The 16409-nt window shown below is 60.1% G+C and carries 17 protein-coding genes; 2 read left to right on the forward strand and 15 right to left on the reverse strand.

From position 1 onward, the window contains the following. Window positions 1-11 precede the first annotated feature (11 nt). From FHT82_RS19595 to FHT82_RS19645, 11 genes are all read right to left on the reverse strand, one after another. Complete coding sequence (locus FHT82_RS19595; protein ID WP_183734360.1) at window positions 12-764, reverse strand: SDR family oxidoreductase; 753 nt, start codon at window positions 762-764, stop codon at window positions 12-14. Beyond that, window positions 761-1288, reverse strand: coding sequence for a hypothetical protein (locus FHT82_RS19600; protein WP_183734361.1), 528 nt, complete (start codon window positions 1286-1288; stop codon window positions 761-763). The genes FHT82_RS19595 and FHT82_RS19600 overlap by 4 nt, the downstream gene beginning before the upstream one ends. After that, window positions 1285-2028, reverse strand: a complete 744-nt coding sequence (locus FHT82_RS19605) for a DUF4241 domain-containing protein (RefSeq protein WP_183734362.1) — start codon at window positions 2026-2028, stop codon at window positions 1285-1287. Before FHT82_RS19605 ends, FHT82_RS19600 begins: the two co-directional genes overlap by 4 nt. Window positions 2029-2043: 15 nt before the next feature. Next, window positions 2044-3291: a 2-oxoglutarate dehydrogenase complex dihydrolipoyllysine-residue succinyltransferase gene (gene odhB, locus FHT82_RS19610; protein ID WP_183734363.1), complete on the reverse strand. Its 1248-nt coding sequence runs from the start codon at window positions 3289-3291 to the stop codon at window positions 2044-2046. 31 nt (window positions 3292-3322) lie between these two features. Next, window positions 3323-3640, reverse strand: a complete 318-nt coding sequence (locus tag FHT82_RS19615; RefSeq protein WP_183734364.1) for a YciI family protein — start codon at window positions 3638-3640, stop codon at window positions 3323-3325. A 17-nt stretch (window positions 3641-3657) separates the two neighbouring features. Then, the gene (locus tag FHT82_RS19620; RefSeq protein ID WP_183734365.1) at window positions 3658-6642 is read right to left on the reverse strand and encodes a 2-oxoglutarate dehydrogenase E1 component; all 2985 of its coding nucleotides are present in this window, start codon (window positions 6640-6642) and stop codon (window positions 3658-3660) included. 168 nt (window positions 6643-6810) lie between these two features. Then, window positions 6811-7713 (reverse strand): succinate--CoA ligase subunit alpha, encoded by a 903-nt coding sequence (sucD, locus tag FHT82_RS19625; protein WP_183734366.1) that lies wholly within the window; start codon window positions 7711-7713, stop codon window positions 6811-6813. 19 nt (window positions 7714-7732) lie between these two features. After that, entirely contained in the window at window positions 7733-8926 is a 1194-nt protein-coding gene (gene sucC, locus FHT82_RS19630; protein WP_183734367.1) for an ADP-forming succinate--CoA ligase subunit beta, read from the reverse strand. Between the two features lie 36 nt (window positions 8927-8962). Continuing rightward, entirely contained in the window at window positions 8963-9925 is a 963-nt protein-coding gene (gene mdh / locus FHT82_RS19635) for a malate dehydrogenase (RefSeq protein WP_007822364.1), read from the reverse strand. Window positions 9926-10099: 174 nt separating this feature from the next. Then, complete coding sequence (zapE, locus tag FHT82_RS19640) at window positions 10100-11263, reverse strand: cell division protein ZapE (protein ID WP_183734368.1); 1164 nt, start codon at window positions 11261-11263, stop codon at window positions 10100-10102. Window positions 11264-11311: 48 nt separating this feature from the next. After that, on the reverse strand, window positions 11312-11818 hold the full coding sequence (locus tag FHT82_RS19645; protein ID WP_183734649.1) for a protease inhibitor Inh/omp19 family protein: 507 nt from the start codon (window positions 11816-11818) through the stop codon (window positions 11312-11314). 93 nt (window positions 11819-11911) lie between these two features. Between FHT82_RS19645 and FHT82_RS19650 the strand changes: the two genes are divergently transcribed. After that, entirely contained in the window at window positions 11912-12076 is a 165-nt protein-coding gene (locus tag FHT82_RS19650) for a hypothetical protein (protein WP_183734369.1), read from the forward strand. Between the two features lie 21 nt (window positions 12077-12097). Here FHT82_RS19650 and FHT82_RS19655 read toward each other — a convergent pair whose 3' ends face one another. The 4 genes from FHT82_RS19655 to sdhC are packed head-to-tail and all read right to left on the reverse strand — an operon-like array spanning window position 12098 to window position 15526. Then, window positions 12098-12877, reverse strand: a complete 780-nt coding sequence (locus FHT82_RS19655; protein ID WP_007822372.1) for a succinate dehydrogenase iron-sulfur subunit — start codon at window positions 12875-12877, stop codon at window positions 12098-12100. A 15-nt stretch (window positions 12878-12892) separates the two neighbouring features. Next, complete coding sequence (gene sdhA / locus FHT82_RS19660; protein WP_183734370.1) at window positions 12893-14734, reverse strand: succinate dehydrogenase flavoprotein subunit; 1842 nt, start codon at window positions 14732-14734, stop codon at window positions 12893-12895. Between the two features lie 7 nt (window positions 14735-14741). Then, entirely contained in the window at window positions 14742-15122 is a 381-nt protein-coding gene (sdhD, locus tag FHT82_RS19665; protein ID WP_183734371.1) for a succinate dehydrogenase, hydrophobic membrane anchor protein, read from the reverse strand. 11 nt (window positions 15123-15133) lie between these two features. Further along, entirely contained in the window at window positions 15134-15526 is a 393-nt protein-coding gene (sdhC, locus tag FHT82_RS19670; protein ID WP_183734372.1) for a succinate dehydrogenase, cytochrome b556 subunit, read from the reverse strand. A 303-nt stretch (window positions 15527-15829) separates the two neighbouring features. Here sdhC and FHT82_RS19675 point away from each other — a divergent pair, with 303 nt between their 5' ends. Further along, window positions 15830-16324, forward strand: a complete 495-nt coding sequence (locus FHT82_RS19675) for a hypothetical protein (RefSeq protein WP_183734373.1) — start codon at window positions 15830-15832, stop codon at window positions 16322-16324. The last annotated feature ends 85 nt before the right edge of the window (window positions 16325-16409 follow it).

The following is a 16409-nucleotide window of genomic DNA, read 5'->3' on the forward strand; positions in this document are numbered from 1 at the left end:
TACGTTATTGACTAGCGCCCGCCGCTCACATTGAGGATCGCGCCTGTTATGTAGGATGCCGAAGGCGAGAGCAGGTAGACGATTGCATCGGCCACCTCCTCCGCCTGTCCGGCTCGCTTCATCGGGATCGATGAAGCCATTTCTTTTGCTCTGTCGGGCTGCCCGCCGGAGGCATGGATATCCGTCTCGATGATGCCGGGACGGATCGCGTTCACTCTAATGCCTTCGGCCGCGACTTCCCTGGAAAGCCCGATCGTGAAGGTATCGATGGCTGCCTTGGAGGCGGCATAGTCGACATACTGTGTCGATCCGCCAATGACAGCCGCCATGGAAGAGATATTGACGATCACGCCGCCCTGCCCGCCATGTCTGGAGGACATGCGCCGCACCGCCTCGCCGGCGCAAAGGATGGAACCAGTCACGTTGATCCGCATCATCCGTTCGAGACGATCGGCCGACATTTCATCAACGCGCGCGGTGTTATCGACAATACCGGCATTGTTCACCAGCCCGTCCAACCGCCCAAAATGCTTGTCGACCGCCTCGAACATCGAGACGATATCGGCGCTATTGCCGACATCGCCCTTGATGGCGAACGCATCGCCGCCGGCCTTCTTGATCTCGGAAACGACGGCATTTGCCGCAGTCTCGTTCGAGGCGTAGTTCACCGCAACGCGCCAGCCATGGCGGGCGGCAACCAGGCAAGCGGCAGCACCAATGCCGCGGCTGCCGCCGGTCACGAGCAGAACGGGTCCATCAGTCATTGTGCGCATCCTTTGAAATCGAGGACATCCCACGGCGCGACCTTTGCCTTGCCGTCACCCCAAGCCGAAGACTGGTGGATTGCCGGGCCGAGGCCGGGAAAGACGATCTTTTCCGCCGCCGGGCTGTCACCGGACTGCAAATTATCCAGCCCGCCACTGGCGCTTGCGCGATAAACGAAGCCCTGCCAGACCATGCAGGCCTCGAGATCGGCGCCGGTGACATCGCCATCCGGGCAGTTGAACATCACCATGCCCATGGTCCGCTCCGGATCGTCGGAGGACATCACATAGCCATTCATGACGACAGGGCTCTTCAACGCGCTGAGCTTGAATTGATGGGTCGAGCTCATGGCCTCGGAGGTAATCGGCGAGAAGCGCAGTTCATAGGCACCGTCACGATCTCCATAGATCGCGCTGGCCTGCTTGCACTCGGCAGCGATGGCGGAAACCGGCGCACAGGATAGTGCGGCGATGACGATCGCTGCCAGCCCTTTCCGCTTCGTCGCCTTATGCTCCCCACTCATTGCAAGTTCGGCTTTCTGCGCCCGTCGGCGTTTTCGATGACCTGGAAATCCGTCAGCAGCACCAGTGGATGCTCGTCCTTGTCCATGCCCCAGAACACTGGATAGAAGCCGTCGCCCGAGCCGCTCCAGAAGATCGCGACATTACCCTTCTTGCCGGCCATTGGCCGGTGCAGGGCATAGACACCCTTGTTGGCATCAAGCTCCGGAGCGAGCACGTCGTCATAGTAATTCACATCGGAACCGGGCTTCTGTGCCTGCACCTGCTGCTCGCGCTCCCCGATCAGATTGAGCGTATCGGCATCCATGTAGCTGCCGAGGCCGGCATCGACCGGATAACCGAACATCTCGTCATCCTTGAGCGTCACGATATCCTGACCCGGAACGGTCGCAAGCTCCCAGTGATCGGGCTTGCCCTCGCCGAAACGCATGCTGGCAGCGGCAACACGACCGAAAGCCTCATAGAGCCGCACCGGATAGTCGCCGGCCGGAATGGTTTTTGCGAAGGCCGGCCGGTCCGGCTGCGCCAGCGGATCGGCGGCAACGATATGACCCGAGGTGAGCTCGACATTCCCCATATCGACCGTCTTGAGAGAGCGTGCGGAAAGCTCCGCATCGCTGAGCGACACAAGGTCGAAATTGCTGCTCGCCTTGTTCACGTCGAAAGCGAGAGCCGAGACCGGAATGAAGGCAACCGTGGCGCAGAAAACTGCGCCCGCCGCTCGCATGATCCGGTCTCGCATGGCAGATCGCTCCGCTTAGAGGTCCAGAACCAGACGTTCCGGATCTTCCAGGCTTTCCTTGACGCGCACGAGGAAGGTCACGGCTTCCTTGCCGTCGACGATACGGTGGTCGTAGGAGAGCGCAAGATACATCATCGGGCGGATAACGACCTGACCGCCGATGGCGACCGGACGCTCTTGGATCTTGTGCATGCCGAGAATGCCCGACTGCGGTGCGTTGAGGATCGGCGAGGACATCAGCGAGCCGTAGACACCACCATTGGTGATGGTGAAGGTGCCGCCTTGCATCTCTGCCATGGAGAGCGAGCCGTCACGGGCTGCCTTGGCGAGGCGGCCGAGTTCCTTCTCGATTTCCGCGATCGACATCTGGTCAGCATCACGGATGACGGGAACGACGAGGCCCTTGTCCGTACCGACGGCCATGCCAACGTGGCAGTAGTTCTTGTAGATGATATCGGTGCCATCGATTTCAGCGTTGACGGCCGGCAGTTCCTTCAGGGCGTGCGTGACCGCCTTGGTGAAGAAGCCCATGAAGCCGAGCTTCACGCCATGCTTCTTCTCGAAGACATCCTTGTACTTGTTGCGCAGGTCCATGACGGCCTTCATGTCCACCTCGTTATAGGTGGTCAGCATGGCAGCCGTGTTCTGCGCATCCTTGAGACGCTTAGCAATCGTCTGGCGCAGGCGCGTCATCTTCACACGCTCTTCGCGGCCGGCGTCCTCGACCGTCGACGGACCGCGCGGAGCAGCAGGGGCTGCCGGTGCGGCGGCCGGAGCCGCTGCAGCCTTGGCGACAGCGGCGATGACATCGCCCTTCAGGACCTGGCCGCGTTTGCCAGAGCCATCGACTTGATCGACCGAGAGGTTGTTTTCTGCGAGCATCTTTGCCGCAGCCGGAGCCGGCGGCATGGAGGATACGGAGGCGGCCGACGCAGCAGCGGCAGCAACCGGAGCAGCTGGCATCGGAGCCGGTGCAGCAGGCGCTGCGGCCGGGGCAGCGGCAGCCGGAGCCGCGGCGGCGCCTGCGCCTGCCGCGATCTGGCCGAGAAGCGCACCGAGGCCAACGGTCTCGCCAGCCTGCGCAACGATTTCCGAAAGCGTGCCGGAAGCCGGAGCAGGAACTTCGATGGTCACCTTGTCGGTTTCAAGCTCGAGAATGGGCTCGTCGGCCTTCACGGCATCGCCGACCTTCTTGAACCAGGTGCCGACGGTTGCCTCGCTGACGGATTCACCGAGTGTTGGAACGCGGATTTCTGTGGCCATTGTTCAAATCCTGATTGTGCTTGTTATCGTGTTAGATGGCGGTCCCGGCCTGCGGCCGGAGAATGATTGAGGGCATTGGCGAGACATCGAAACGAAAACCGAAGCCGGACGTGATGATCGGGTCGGCATCGGCAAGCGCCTTGGCTGCCGCCTGATCCGCAACCTCGACGATGGCGATGCCGAAAGCCCCTCCAGCCTCGAAAACGGGACCGACGGCAATCGCCGATCCCGCAAGGGCTTTCTGGTGCCAATATTCGGCATGGCGCTTCATCGCCGCCATTTCCTCCCCGGTCCCGTCATGCGGGAACGTGGGGCGCGGCGGCACAAGTCTCATGAAGAAATATGCCATCGCGCTTCCCCTTTTTGTTAGCCGCCCAGCGCATCCTCGAGGAATGCGGCGAGCTGCGACAGATGCTTGGACATCAGGCCCGTTGCCGGCGAAGCGGCTGCGGGGCGACCCGTGTAACGAACGCGCTGGTACTTCGCATCGATATGGGCAAGCACCCATTCCAGATACGGGTCGATGAACGACCATGCGCCCATGTTCTTCGGCTCTTCCTGGCACCAGACCATCTCGGCGTTGCGGAAGCGGGACAGCTCGTTGATGAGCGCCTTGGCCGGGAACGGGTAGAGCTGTTCGATACGCAGCAGGTAGATGTCGTCGATGCCGCGCTTCTCGCGCTCTTCCAGGAGGTCGTAGTAGACCTTGCCGGTGCAGATGACGACGCGACGGATCTTGGCATCCTTCTGCAGCTTGATCGGACCGTCCTTGATGACCTCCGCGTCGTCCCACAGGAGACGGTGGAAGGAGGATTCACCGGCCATTTCGGCAAGCGTCGAAACCGCGCGCTTGTGGCGCAGCAGCGACTTCGGTGTCATCAGGATCAGCGGCTTGCGGAAGTCACGCTTCAGCTGGCGGCGCAGGATGTGGAAGTAGTTCGCCGGCGTCGTAACGTTGGCGACCTGCATGTTATCCTCAGCGCAGAGCTGGAGATAACGCTCCAGACGGGCGGACGAATGTTCCGGACCCTGGCCTTCATAGCCGTGCGGCAGCAAGCAGACGAGGCCAGACATGCGCAGCCACTTGCGTTCGCCAGACGAGATGAACTGGTCGAAAACGACCTGCGCACCGTTTGCGAAGTCGCCGAACTGGGCTTCCCAGAGCGTCAACGCATTCGGACGAGCGAGCGAATAGCCGTATTCGAAGCCGAGGACGGCTTCTTCCGAAAGCATCGAGTTGATGACTTCATAACGGGCCTGTGTCGGCGACAGGTTCGCAAGCGGAATGTAGCGCTCTTCAGTTTCCTGATCGTAGAGAACCGAATGACGCTGCGAGAAGGTGCCACGTTCGCAATCCTGACCGGACAGGCGGATCTTGTGGCCCTCGACAACGAGCGCACCGAAAGCCAGCGCTTCGGCCATCGCCCAGTCGAGGCCTTCGCCGCTCTGGACCATGTTGGCGCGGTTTTCCATGAAACGCTGGATCGTGCGATGCGCATTGAATCCCGCCGGAATTTCCGACAGCTTGCGGCCGATATCCTTGAGCGTCTTCATCGGCACTGCGGTTTTGCCGCGGCGCTGTTCGTCAGCATTGTCAGCCGTGCGCAGGCCGGACCATTCGCCGTCCAGCCAGTCGGCCTTGTTCGGCTTGTAGTGCTGACCGGCTTCGAATTCCTGCTCGAGATGGGCGCGCCAGTCGGCCTTCATCTTTTCGACTTCGCCGTCGGTGAGCAGGCCTTCGCGGACGAGGCGGTCTGCATAGAGCTGCAGGACCGTCTTGTGGCCACGGATAACCTTGTACATCTTCGGCTGAGTGAAGGACGGCTCATCGCCTTCATTGTGGCCGTAGCGTCGATAGCAGAACATGTCGAGCACGACAGGTTTGTGGAACTTCATGCGGAATTCGGTCGCAACCTTGGCCGCATAGACCACAGCTTCCGGATCGTCGCCATTGACATGCAGGATCGGCGCTTCGATCATCTTGGCAACGTCGGACGGATAGGGCGACGAGCGCGAGAAGGCCGGGTTCGTCGTGAAGCCGATCTGGTTGTTGATGATGACGTGCATCGTGCCGGCAACGCGGTGGCCGCGCAGACCGGAAAGACCGAGAATTTCGGCAATGACGCCCTGGCCGGCAAAGGCCGCGTCGCCGTGAATCAGGAGCGGTAAAACCTTGGCGCGCTCCGACAGCGGGATGATGTCGCCGTCCCACACGGTGGCGCTCATGTCCTGCTTGGCGCGCGCCTTGCCCATGACGACAGGGTCGACGATTTCGAGGTGCGACGGGTTTGCCGTCAGCGAGACGTGCACCTTGGTGCCGTCGAATTCGCGGTCGGAGGAAGCACCCAGATGGTACTTCACGTCGCCGGAGCCTTCGACCTCGTCAGGTGCGTAGGAACCGCCCTTGAACTCATGGAAGATGGCGCGATGCGGCTTGCCCATGACCTGGGACAGCACGTTCAGGCGGCCGCGATGGGCCATGCCGAAGACGGCTTCCTTGAGGCCGAGAGAACCGCCACGCTTCAGGATCTGCTCAAGCGCCGGAATCAGCGATTCACCGCCGTCGAGGCCGAAGCGCTTGGTGCCCTTGAACTTGACGTCGAGAAACTGCTCATAACCTTCGGCTTCGACAAGCTTGGCGAGGATCGCCTTCTTACCTTCAGCCGAGAAAGCGACACCCTTGTCCGGACCTTCGATGCGTTCCTGGATCCATGCCTTTTCTTCCGGATTGGAGATGTGCATGAATTCGACGCCGAGGGTCGAGCAATAGGTGCGCTCGAGGATCTCGATCATCTCGCGAAGGGTCGCATATTCAAGGCCGAGCACATTATCGATGAAGATCTTGCGATCGTAGTCGGCAGCCGTGAAGCCGTAATTTTCGGGTGAAAGCTCGTGATAGTCTTCGACCGCGGCAGCAATGCCGAGCGGATCGAGCTTGGCGTGCAGGTGGCCGCGCATGCGATAGGCGCGGATCATCATGATGGCGCGAACGGAATCGCGCGTCGCCTGCAGCACGTCGGCAGCGCCTGCCGGCTGACCGGCGGCCTCGGCCTTGGCCTTTACCTTGGTCTCGATGACCTTTTCGACGATGCCCCAGTCGCCATCGAGCGCTGAGACGAGATCGCCGCTTGCCTGCAACGGCCAGTTCTTCTTGCGCCAGGATGCCCCCTTGGCCGCCTTCTTCACATCAGCAGGATCGTCTTCCAGCGCCTTGAAGAAGGACCGCCACTGATCGTCGACCGAGTTGGGATCGTCTTCATAACGGGCGTAGAGCTGCTCGATATAGGCAGCATTGGCGCCATCCAGAAACGAGGTGATCTGAAATTGCTCGTTGGCTTCTTGCCGTGCCATGGTGATATGCGGACGCTTCCGTCCGCCTCCTGACTTAGATGAATTTGCCGGCTTCATCGCCGGCTGCCGCATTCCGATTGCCGCCTGTCCGCGGCGCATCCGTATTTCGCAAATAGAAAGCCGGACGGAAGCTGGGATGCCCTCTTCCGTCCGGGTATATAAGTTGGTTTAGCCCTTGAGGACTTCAACCAGCGTCTTGCCGAGGCGAGCTGGAGACGGCGACACCTTGATGCCTGCCGATTCCATCGCCGCGATCTTCGATTCAGCATCGCCCTTGCCACCGGAAACCACGGCACCGGCATGGCCCATGGTGCGGCCCTTCGGCGCGGTACGGCCAGCGATGAAGCCGGCCATCGGCTTCTTGCGGCCTTTCTTGGCCTCGTCCTTGAGGAACTGTGCCGCGTCCTCTTCAGCCGAGCCGCCGATTTCGCCGATCATGATGATCGAGGTCGTGGCTTCATCAGCGAGGAACATTTCGAGCACGTCGATGAATTCGGTGCCCTTGACCGGGTCGCCACCGATGCCGACAGCCGTCGTCTGGCCGAGACCTTCGTTGGAGGTCTGGAAGACAGCTTCGTAGGTCAGCGTGCCCGAGCGGGAAACGATACCAACGGAACCCTTGCGGAAGATCGAGCCCGGCATGATGCCGATCTTGCATTCTTCCGGCGTCAGGATGCCTGGGCAGTTCGGTCCGAGCAGGCGCGACTTGGAGCGCTCGAGGCGAGCCTTGACGCGCACCATGTCCATGACCGGGATACCTTCGGTAATGCAGGTGATGAAGGGGATCTCGGCGTCGATCGCCTCGATGATCGCATCGGCTGCACCTGCCGGCGGGACATAGATGACGGACGCGTTGGCGCCGGTCTTTTCCTTGCCTTCGGCAACGGTTGTGAAGATCGGCAGGCTTTCGCCTTTGGAGCCGGTCCAGGTTTCGCCGCCCTTCTTCGGGTGGATACCGCCGACCATCTGCGTGCCGTAGTAAGCAAGCGCCTGTTCGGTGTGGAATGTACCGGTCTTGCCGGTCAGACCCTGAACAAGGATCTTGGTGTCTTTGTTGACGAGAATAGACATTCTTTAAGATCCTTCAAAATTAGCCGTTGATCGCAGCGACGATCTTCTTGGCCGCATCGTCCAGGTCGTCGGCCGCCGTGATCGCCAGACCCGACTCGTTCAGGATCTTTTTGCCGAGCTCGACATTCGTGCCTTCGAGGCGAACGACGAGCGGAACCTTGAGACCGACTTCCTTGACCGCGGCAATGACGCCCTCGGCAATGACATCGCACTTCATGATGCCGCCGAAGATGTTGACGAGAATGCCTTCGACCTTGGGGTCTGCCGTGATGATCTTGAAGGCTGCAGCAACCTTCTCCTTGCCGGCGCCGCCGCCGACGTCGCAGAAATTCGCCGGCTCCTTGCCGTAGAGCTTGATGATGTCCATCGTCGCCATGGCAAGGCCTGCGCCGTTGACCATGCAGCCGATGTTGCCGTCGAGCGCCACATAGGCGAGGTCCCACTTCGAGGCCTCGATTTCCTTGGCGTCTTCTTCCGTCTCGTCGCGCAGCGCCCTGACGTCGTCATGACGGAACAGCGCATTGCCGTCGAAAGACATCTTGGCGTCGAGGACGCGCAGATGGCCGTCCTTCATGACGATCAGCGGATTGACCTCGAGCAGGGCCATGTCCTTCTCGCCGAAAGCCTTATAGAGCGCCGGGAAGAGCGTCTTTGCATCTTCTGCGGCTGCACCCTCGAGCTGAAGCGCCTTGGTGATGGCAGCAACGTCGGCTGCCCTGACACCAGCTTCCGGATCGATAGCGATCGTATGGATCTTCTCAGGCGTGTCGTGAGCGACGGCTTCGATATCCATGCCGCCTTCGGTCGAAACGACGAAAGCCACCTTGCCGACCGAGCGGTCGACCAGAAGCGAGCAATAGAGCTCGCGGGCAATATCGGCACCATCTTCGATGTAGAGGCGGTTGACCTGCTTGCCGGCTTCGCCGGTTTGCGCCGTCACCAGCGTATTGCCGAGCATCTCCTTGGCATGCGCAACGACTTCATCGATCGACTTGGCGAGACGAACGCCGCCCTTGGCATCCGGGCCGAGTTCCTTGAACTTGCCCTTGCCGCGGCCGCCCGCATGGATCTGGCTCTTGACCACGTAAAGCGGGCCGGGAAGTGACTTGGCGGCGGCAGCGGCTTCCTCGACCTTGAGGATAGCCACGCCGTCCGCGACCGGCGCGCCATAGCCCTTCAGCAGAGCCTTGGCCTGATATTCGTGAATATTCATGGGTTTGTCCCTATTTCGATTGCTTCAGCGCACCAATTACTTGAGGGCGGGCGCGATGTTGATGCAGGCTTCGCAGAGACCGGCAACGGCGCCGACGGACTTGTCGAAGGCTTCCTTCTCGGTCTTGTTGAGATCGATCTCGATGATGCGCTCGACGCCACCGGCACCAATGACGGTGGGAACGCCGACATACATGTCCTTGACGCCGTACTGGCCGGTAAGATGGGCGGCGCAGGGCAGAACGCGCTTCTTGTCCTTGAGGTAGGATTCAGCCATTTCGATCGCGGAAGCGGCCGGAGCATAATAGGCCGAACCGGTCTTCAAGAGGCCGACGATTTCGGCGCCGCCGTCACGGGTGCGCTGAATGATCTCTTCGAGGCGCTCCTTGGTGACCCAGCCCATGGTGACGAGGTCGGTCAGCGGAATGCCGCCAACCGTCGAGTAACGAGCGAGCGGCACCATCGTGTCGCCGTGGCCGCCGAGAACGAAAGCCGTGACGTCCTGAACGGAAACGTTGAATTCCTTGGCGAGGAAAAGACGGAAGCGCGAGGAGTCGAGAACGCCGGCCATGCCGACGACCTTGTTAGCCGGAAGGCCGGAGAACTTCTGCAGCGCCCAGACCATGGCGTCGAGCGGGTTGGTGATGCAGATGACGAAAGCGTTCGGAGCATATTTCTTGATGCCGGCGCCGACCTGTTCCATGACCTTGAGGTTGATGCCGAGAAGGTCATCACGGCTCATGCCCGGCTTGCGCGGAACGCCGGCGGTGACGATGCAGACGTCAGCACCTTCGATCGCGGAATAGTCGCTGGCACCAGTCAGATTGGCGTCGAAGCCTTCGACGGGGGAGGACTGTGCGATGTCGAGACCCTTGCCCTGGGGGATGCCGTCAGCAATGTCGAAGAGGACGATGTCGCCCAACTCCTTCAGGCCGGCGAGATGCGCCAGCGTGCCACCAATCATGCCAGAACCGATGAGTGCGATCTTGTTACGCGCCATTTCGCTTTTCCTTTGCGATCAAAATCCGTCGGGCGACGCGCGGGCATCGCCCAATGCCGCAATCGCATAGACCTAAAGCCAAAAAATGGCAATGCATTATTTTTGGTGCAGCAATTTCAATCGTTTAGATATTAAAATTCTTACGTAAACGTAAGATCAATTGTCACCAAAGTGTTACTCGGCAGCACGCCGTTCATGGTGCGCATTAAGATATTCGGCACTTCTCATTTCGAAAAGACGCGATGCCGTACGGTCGAATTCAAAGCCTTCTGTACCCCGTCTTCCGATGAGCAGATCCTCCGGCATGGCGGCAGCGGAAACGTAAAGACGGATGCCGTGATCGTAGAGCGTGTCGATCAGAATGATGAAGCGCTTGATCTGGTTTCGCTTTTCCGGACCGAGTAGCGGAACGTGATCCAGAAAGATCGTATCGAAGCGTTCGGAGATGGCCAGAAAATCGGCTGCACCCAACGGTTTATCGCAGAGATCGGCGAAGGAGAAACGCGCCATCCGATCGGCAGCGAGTGGTACATGGATTGCCCGGCCCTTCATGGGGATCTCCACAGGCTGCGCCTTGCGGCCATGCAGCGCCTGCGTCCACGAGGCATCCATCGCCATGTCGGTGCGCTCGTCGATCGGAACGAGATAGATTGGCTGGCTGTTCAGCTTTTCCATCCGGTAGTCAGTCGGAGAATCGAGCGTAACGATCTCGACATGCTTTTTGAGAAGCGTGACGAAGGGCACGAAGAGCCCGCGATTGAGGCCATCCTTATAGAGATTGTCGGGCTCGACATTCGAGGTCGCCACCAGCACGCAACCGCGAGCGAAAAGCTCGGAAAACAGCCGCGACAGGATCATCGCATCGGCGATGTCGGTGACGGTGAATTCGTCGAAGCAGAGCAGTTCCGCTTCCTCGAAGAGCGCGGCGGCAACCGGGGGTATCGGATCGGCCTGTTTTGTCTCGCCGTTCTTCAGTTTCTGCCGATGGGCGGCGATGCGATTGTGCACATCGGCCATGAATTCGTGGAAATGCGCGCGCCGCTTTTTCCGGCAGGGCGCCAGCGCGAAGAACATGTCCATGAGCATCGTCTTGCCGCGCCCGACGCTGCCATGGATATAGAGACCTCTGATACCGGCCTCGGTCTTCTTCTTGGATGCGAACAGCCAGCCGAGCGCGCTGCTCTTGGCCGCCGGCCGCTTCTGCTTGAGGGAAGCGAGCACCCGATCGAGGCACTTGGCGACGCCCATCTGGGCGGAATCGACCTGCAACGTCCCCGAAGCTGTTAGCGATTTGAGCTGCTCGATGACGCTGAGCGAATAGTCTGGCATTGGCTGCATGAGGGCTTGTCCGCCTATGCGTAACCGGCGGAACCCCGCCGGACTGGCTTACCGGCTGAGGGTGATCGGCTGCCCGGTCGAGGTCTGGCCATTGAAGCTGTTGTCGGCAACCTTGTAGACGGAACCGATCTGGTTACCGCTGCGGTCTTTGAGCAGAACCTGTTTGCCAGAGACCTCCCAGGAGCCCATGGCTGTCAGTTCGCCAACGCAACCGCGGGTACCGCCGCGCGATCCGCTGCCGAGATTGGTGAGCGTTAGGAACATGTCGCAGGTACCGTTGACACGCCAGCTGCCGACCATCGATTCCTTGGTGACATCAAGGGAGGCCGCGGGCGCAGCGCCACCCGGCTGAACACCAGCCATCGGCGCCGTCGAGGTCGGGGCGGCAGGAAACTGGCCGGTCGGTGGAGGTAGCTGGCCACCCTGCACTGAGGGTACCGGCTGTGCGGTCAGTGGCGGAGGCGCACTGTTACTGCTGTAATCATATGAGGTGCGCTGGCATCCTGCCAAGGCCAGAGCGGCCGTTAAACCCGTCACCACATATCGCAACTGCATCATCAAGCTCCCGAATGTCCGCCTCAACCGCAGAGATATTTCAATTCTAGGTTCGAATTACCGTATTTCACTTTGGTTAATCAAGTCAGCACAATGCAAATCGGCCTTCGTGACACCTATGGCAAAGCCGGCACAATTCAACCCAACCGCTCGCCGGACTTCTTGCTGGTAAAATATGTCAGCAAGGTGTTGTGCCCGGGCGTCTCGTTCTTGATTAAGTTCGATCCGTTCGCCGAAGTCGAGATAACGCTCAATTGAATTCGATGGAAGTGTCGACGCTCACACGCGACGCTCGACCATCATCTTCTTGATTTCGGCGATCGCCTTGGCCGGGTTCAGACCCTTCGGGCAGGTCTGCGCGCAGTTCATGATCGTGTGGCAACGATAGAGGCGGAACGGATCCTCGAGATTGTCGAGCCGTTCGCCGGTCGCTTCATCTCTGGAGTCGATCAGCCAGCGATAGGCCTGCAGTAGCACGGCCGGGCCGAGATAGCGGTCGCCGTTCCACCAGTAGCTCGGACAGGAAGTCGAGCAGCAGGCGCAGAGGATGCACTCATAGAGGCCGTCGAGCTTCTGACGGTCCTCGTGGCTCTGCTTCCATTCCTTGGCGGGCGTCGGCGAAACCGTCTTCAGCCAGGGCTCGATCGAGCGATGCTGGGCGTAGAAGTTGCTGAGATCGGGAACCAGATCCTTGACCACGGGCATATGCGGCAGCGGGTAGATCTTCACCGTGCCCTTGATGTCGTCCATGCCCTTGGTGCAGGCGAGCGTGTTCGTGCCGTCGATATTCATCGCGCAGGAACCGCAGATACCTTCACGACAGGAACGGCGCAGCGTCAGCGTCGGATCGATCTTGTTCTTGATGTAGAGGAGCGCATCGAGAACCATCGGCCCGCAATCGTCGACATCCACGTAGAACGTGTCGATCGACGGGTTCTGGCCGTCATCCGGGCTCCAGCGATAGACGCGGAACTCGCGGGTGTTCTTGGCACCCGCCGGCTTCGGCCACACCTTGCCTTCGCGCATCTGGGAATTCTTGGGGAGAGCGAGTTCAACCATGTCAGGTCCCTCTGATCAGTATACGCGGGCCTTCGGCTCGATCTTGTGGGGATCGATACCGTCTGCGATGAGGTCGGTGTGGACTGGCCGGTAGTCGAGCTTCACATCACCAGCCTCGTTCACCCAGGCCAGCGTGTGCTTGCGCCAATTGACGTCGTCGCGGCCTGCGAAGGCACCTGACGTATAGTCTTCGCGGGCATGCGAACCGCGGCTTTCCTTGCGAGCTTCGGCGCCGTAGATCGTGGTGATGGCATTGGCCATCAGGTTCTGCAATTCCAGCGTTTCGACAAGATCGGAATTCCAGATCATCGAGCGGTCGGTGACCTTGATGTCCTTGAGTTCACCCCAGATTTCCGAAAGACGACGGCAGCCGGATTCCAGCGATTCCTGGGTGCGGAACACGGCTGCGTCTTCCTGCATGGCGCGCTGCATCTTCTCGCGCAGCACCGCCGTCGGCGTGCCGCCATTGGCGTAACGCAGGCCGTCGAAACGGTCCATGATCTTGTCGCAGGCAGTCTTGTTCAGCGCCGGCACCGGCTCGTTGCGGTCGATGATCTCGCCCGCGCGGATGGCGGCGGCGCGACCGAAGACCACGAGGTCGATCAGCGAGTTGGAGCCAAGGCGGTTTGCACCGTGAACCGAGGCGCAGCCGGCTTCACCGACAGCCATCAGGCCGGGAATGATGCGTTCCGGATTGGAGCTGTCGGCATTGAGCACCTCGCCCCAATAGTTCGTCGGAATGCCGCCCATATTGTAATGGACGGTCGGCAGAACCGGGATCGGTTCGCGGGTCACATCGACACCGGCAAAGATCTTGGCGCTCTCGGAAATACCCGGCAGGCGCTCGTGCAGCACGGCCGGATCGAGATGGTCGAGATGCAGGAAGATATGGTCCTTGTTCTTGCCCACGCCGCGGCCTTCTCGGATTTCCAGCGTCATGCAGCGCGAAACCACGTCGCGCGAGGCAAGGTCCTTGGCCGACGGCGCATAGCGCTCCATGAAGCGCTCGCCTTCGGAATTGACCAGATAGCCGCCTTCGCCGCGCGCGCCTTCGGTAATCAGACAGCCGGAACCGTAGATACCGGTCGGGTGGAACTGCACGAATTCCATGTCCTGCAGCGGCAGACCGGCACGGGCGATCATACCGCCGCCGTCGCCGGTGCAGGTATGGGCCGACGTTGCCGAGAAATAGGCGCGGCCGTAACCGCCGGTCGCCAGCACCACCATTTTTGCAGCGAAGCGGTGGATCGTGCCGTCATCGAGGCACCAGGCGACGACGCCGGTGCAGCGGCTGCCGTCATCGGACATGATGAGGTCGAGCGCAAAGTATTCGACAAAGAATTCGGCATTGTTGCGCAGCGACTGGCCGTAGAGCGTATGCAGGATGGCATGGCCGGTACGGTCGGCAACGGCGCAGGTGCGCTGCACCGGCGGGCCTTCACCGAAATTCTGCATGTGGCCGCCGAACGGACGCTGATAGATCTTGCCTTCCTCGTTGCGCGAGAAGGGCACGCCGTAATGTTCCAGCTCATAGACCGCCTTCGGCGCTTCCATGGTCAGATACTGCATGGCATCGACGTCGCCGAGCCAGTCGGAACCCTTGACGGTGTCATAGAGGTGCCACTGCCAGCTGTCGGGTGTCATGTTCTGCAGCGAGGCGGCGATGCCGCCCTGGGCCGCAACCGTGTGCGAGCGGGTCGGAAATACCTTGGTGATGCAGGCCGTGCGGAAGCCCTGTTCGGCCATGCCGAGCGTGGCGCGCAGGCCGGCACCGCCGGCGCCGACGACGATTACGTCATAGGAATGGTCGACATAGGTGTAGGCCTTCCCATTCTGAGCGGGTGAAGACGTTGCCATGATACGGTTATCCTACGAATGCGATTTTCAGAATGGCGAAGAGACAGAGGCCGGCAATCAGAACCGCGAAGAAGGTGTTCAACATCAGGAGCAACAGCTTGCCGATCTCCCCATGAACATAGTCTTCGATGATGACTTGCATGCCGAGCTTCATGTGGATGGTGCCGGAAACGACCATCAGGCCCATAACGACGGCGACGAACGGGTTCGAGAGAGCACGAACCACGTCGGCATAAGGCGCACCGGCATAGACGATCATGAAGATGACGAAGAAGATGATAAGCGGGATGTTGGCGACAGCCGTCAGGCGCTGGCGCCAGAAATGATCGGTGCCTTCCTTGGCGGAGCCGAGGCCGCGAACCTTGCCCAGAGGAGTGCGCATATCCATGAGTGCGACCTTCAGAAGCGAATGATGAAGCCGATCACCCAGACCAGCACGGTCAGACAGAGCGATCCGATGATATTGGCGATGGCGAGCCTGGTCGAGAATTCCTTCTCGAAGCCGTGGCCGAGGTCCCACATGAAGTGGCGGAAGCCGCCGAGCATGTGGTGGAGCAGTGCCCAGGTGTAACCGAGCAGGACGAGCTTGCCGATAATGCTGCCGAGTACCCAATTGGCCCAGTCATAAGAGGCCTGGCCGGTGGCGGCCGCGATCAGCCACCAGGCAATCAGCAGCGTGCCGAAATAGAGAGCGCCACCGGTAATGCGGTGAACGATCGACATGACCATGGTGGGGATCGGCTTGTAAATTTGCAGATGCGGCGACAGGGGCCGGTTTGTTACATTCGCCATCAGAACCTCGCGGCGTCTTCTCTTTGCCCTTGATGTCAGGGGCTTTTCTCAGTCAACCACACGAATGACAAAATTCTGTGTGCGTTGCATCAATCTCGACGTTTAATCACCGAAACCCCTGACGACAAGCATAATTGCTGCCTGCTTTTAATTTAATCGATTCGCGTTACCGGGAAGTTTTCAACACCGCGAAACTCGTCTCTTTCGCTCAATTTTTGAGCTGACCGTATACCTGCGTGGACAAGATCAGCCTTTTGGCGCAATCTGGCGTTAACGATTTGTTAGCGTTTCGGAGTTTGGTCCATGTTTCGCAGTCTGTCCAAGGCTACCCTGGCCCTTGTCGCGGTGCTTACAGCGCTTCCCGCCACGGCGGGAGAGCGCAACTTCGATCATCGCTTTCCGCGCCATAACGGTTTTAATGACGGCGTCTTCCTCGGCAGGCGCACCCATTGGGACAGTGGTCTGCACTTCAGACGCGACAACGTCATCCGCTATCGCCCCCGCACCCCGTTTCTGAAGCAGTTCAGCTATCCGGGGACAAGCCGCTACGGCCGCAGCAACATCGTCGTCATTGCGTCCCAGCCGCAGAGCTATGATCAGAATTACGGGAGCAACGGCATCTACGCCGGATCGTCCTATGCCTATCAGACGGATGGCGGAACCTATGTCGGCGGCGACGGGTACTATCGTCTGGCTGCGCCGGAACGTAACCTTGCCCCGAAGGCAAAGGTCATCGATGTCGGCATCGCCGATGATCCCTGCTCGTATGAGGCCAATGTCTGCGTCATCCGACCCTAGAGCATGTCGCGCAAAAGTGTGCAGCGGTTTTGCGATAACGACATGCTAAAATAAGAGCTTAAAGCGTATCAGGCGAATCTGAAAG

It is taken from the genome of Rhizobium sp. BK275, assembly GCF_014193555.1.
GTDB lineage: Bacteria > Pseudomonadota > Alphaproteobacteria > Rhizobiales > Rhizobiaceae > Rhizobium.

Excerpts from the sequence above, each read along its gene's own strand:
- FHT82_RS19595 (WP_183734360.1), bottom strand. The coding sequence starts at position 764 with ATGACTGATGGACCCGTTCTGCTCGTGACCGGCGGCAGCCGCGGCATT.
- FHT82_RS19600 (WP_183734361.1), bottom strand. The coding sequence starts at position 1,288 with ATGAGTGGGGAGCATAAGGCGACGAAGCGGAAAGGGCTGGCAGCGATC.
- FHT82_RS19605 (WP_183734362.1), bottom strand. The coding sequence starts at position 2,028 with ATGCGAGACCGGATCATGCGAGCGGCGGGCGCAGTTTTCTGCGCCACG.
- odhB (WP_183734363.1), bottom strand. The coding sequence starts at position 3,291 with ATGGCCACAGAAATCCGCGTTCCAACACTCGGTGAATCCGTCAGCGAG.
- FHT82_RS19615 (WP_183734364.1), bottom strand. The coding sequence starts at position 3,640 with ATGGCATATTTCTTCATGAGACTTGTGCCGCCGCGCCCCACGTTCCCG.
- FHT82_RS19620 (WP_183734365.1), bottom strand. The coding sequence starts at position 6,642 with ATGGCACGGCAAGAAGCCAACGAGCAATTTCAGATCACCTCGTTTCTG.
- sucD (WP_183734366.1), bottom strand. The coding sequence starts at position 7,713 with ATGTCTATTCTCGTCAACAAAGACACCAAGATCCTTGTTCAGGGTCTG.
- sucC (WP_183734367.1), bottom strand. The coding sequence starts at position 8,926 with ATGAATATTCACGAATATCAGGCCAAGGCTCTGCTGAAGGGCTATGGC.
- mdh (WP_007822364.1), bottom strand. The coding sequence starts at position 9,925 with ATGGCGCGTAACAAGATCGCACTCATCGGTTCTGGCATGATTGGTGGC.
- zapE (WP_183734368.1), bottom strand. The coding sequence starts at position 11,263 with ATGCAGCCAATGCCAGACTATTCGCTCAGCGTCATCGAGCAGCTCAAA.
- FHT82_RS19645 (WP_183734649.1), bottom strand. The coding sequence starts at position 11,818 with ATGCAGTTGCGATATGTGGTGACGGGTTTAACGGCCGCTCTGGCCTTG.
- FHT82_RS19650 (WP_183734369.1), top strand. The coding sequence starts at position 11,912 with ATGCAAATCGGCCTTCGTGACACCTATGGCAAAGCCGGCACAATTCAA.
- FHT82_RS19655 (WP_007822372.1), bottom strand. The coding sequence starts at position 12,877 with ATGGTTGAACTCGCTCTCCCCAAGAATTCCCAGATGCGCGAAGGCAAG.
- sdhA (WP_183734370.1), bottom strand. The coding sequence starts at position 14,734 with ATGGCAACGTCTTCACCCGCTCAGAATGGGAAGGCCTACACCTATGTC.
- sdhD (WP_183734371.1), bottom strand. The coding sequence starts at position 15,122 with ATGGATATGCGCACTCCTCTGGGCAAGGTTCGCGGCCTCGGCTCCGCC.
- sdhC (WP_183734372.1), bottom strand. The coding sequence starts at position 15,526 with ATGGCGAATGTAACAAACCGGCCCCTGTCGCCGCATCTGCAAATTTAC.
- FHT82_RS19675 (WP_183734373.1), top strand. The coding sequence starts at position 15,830 with ATGTTTCGCAGTCTGTCCAAGGCTACCCTGGCCCTTGTCGCGGTGCTT.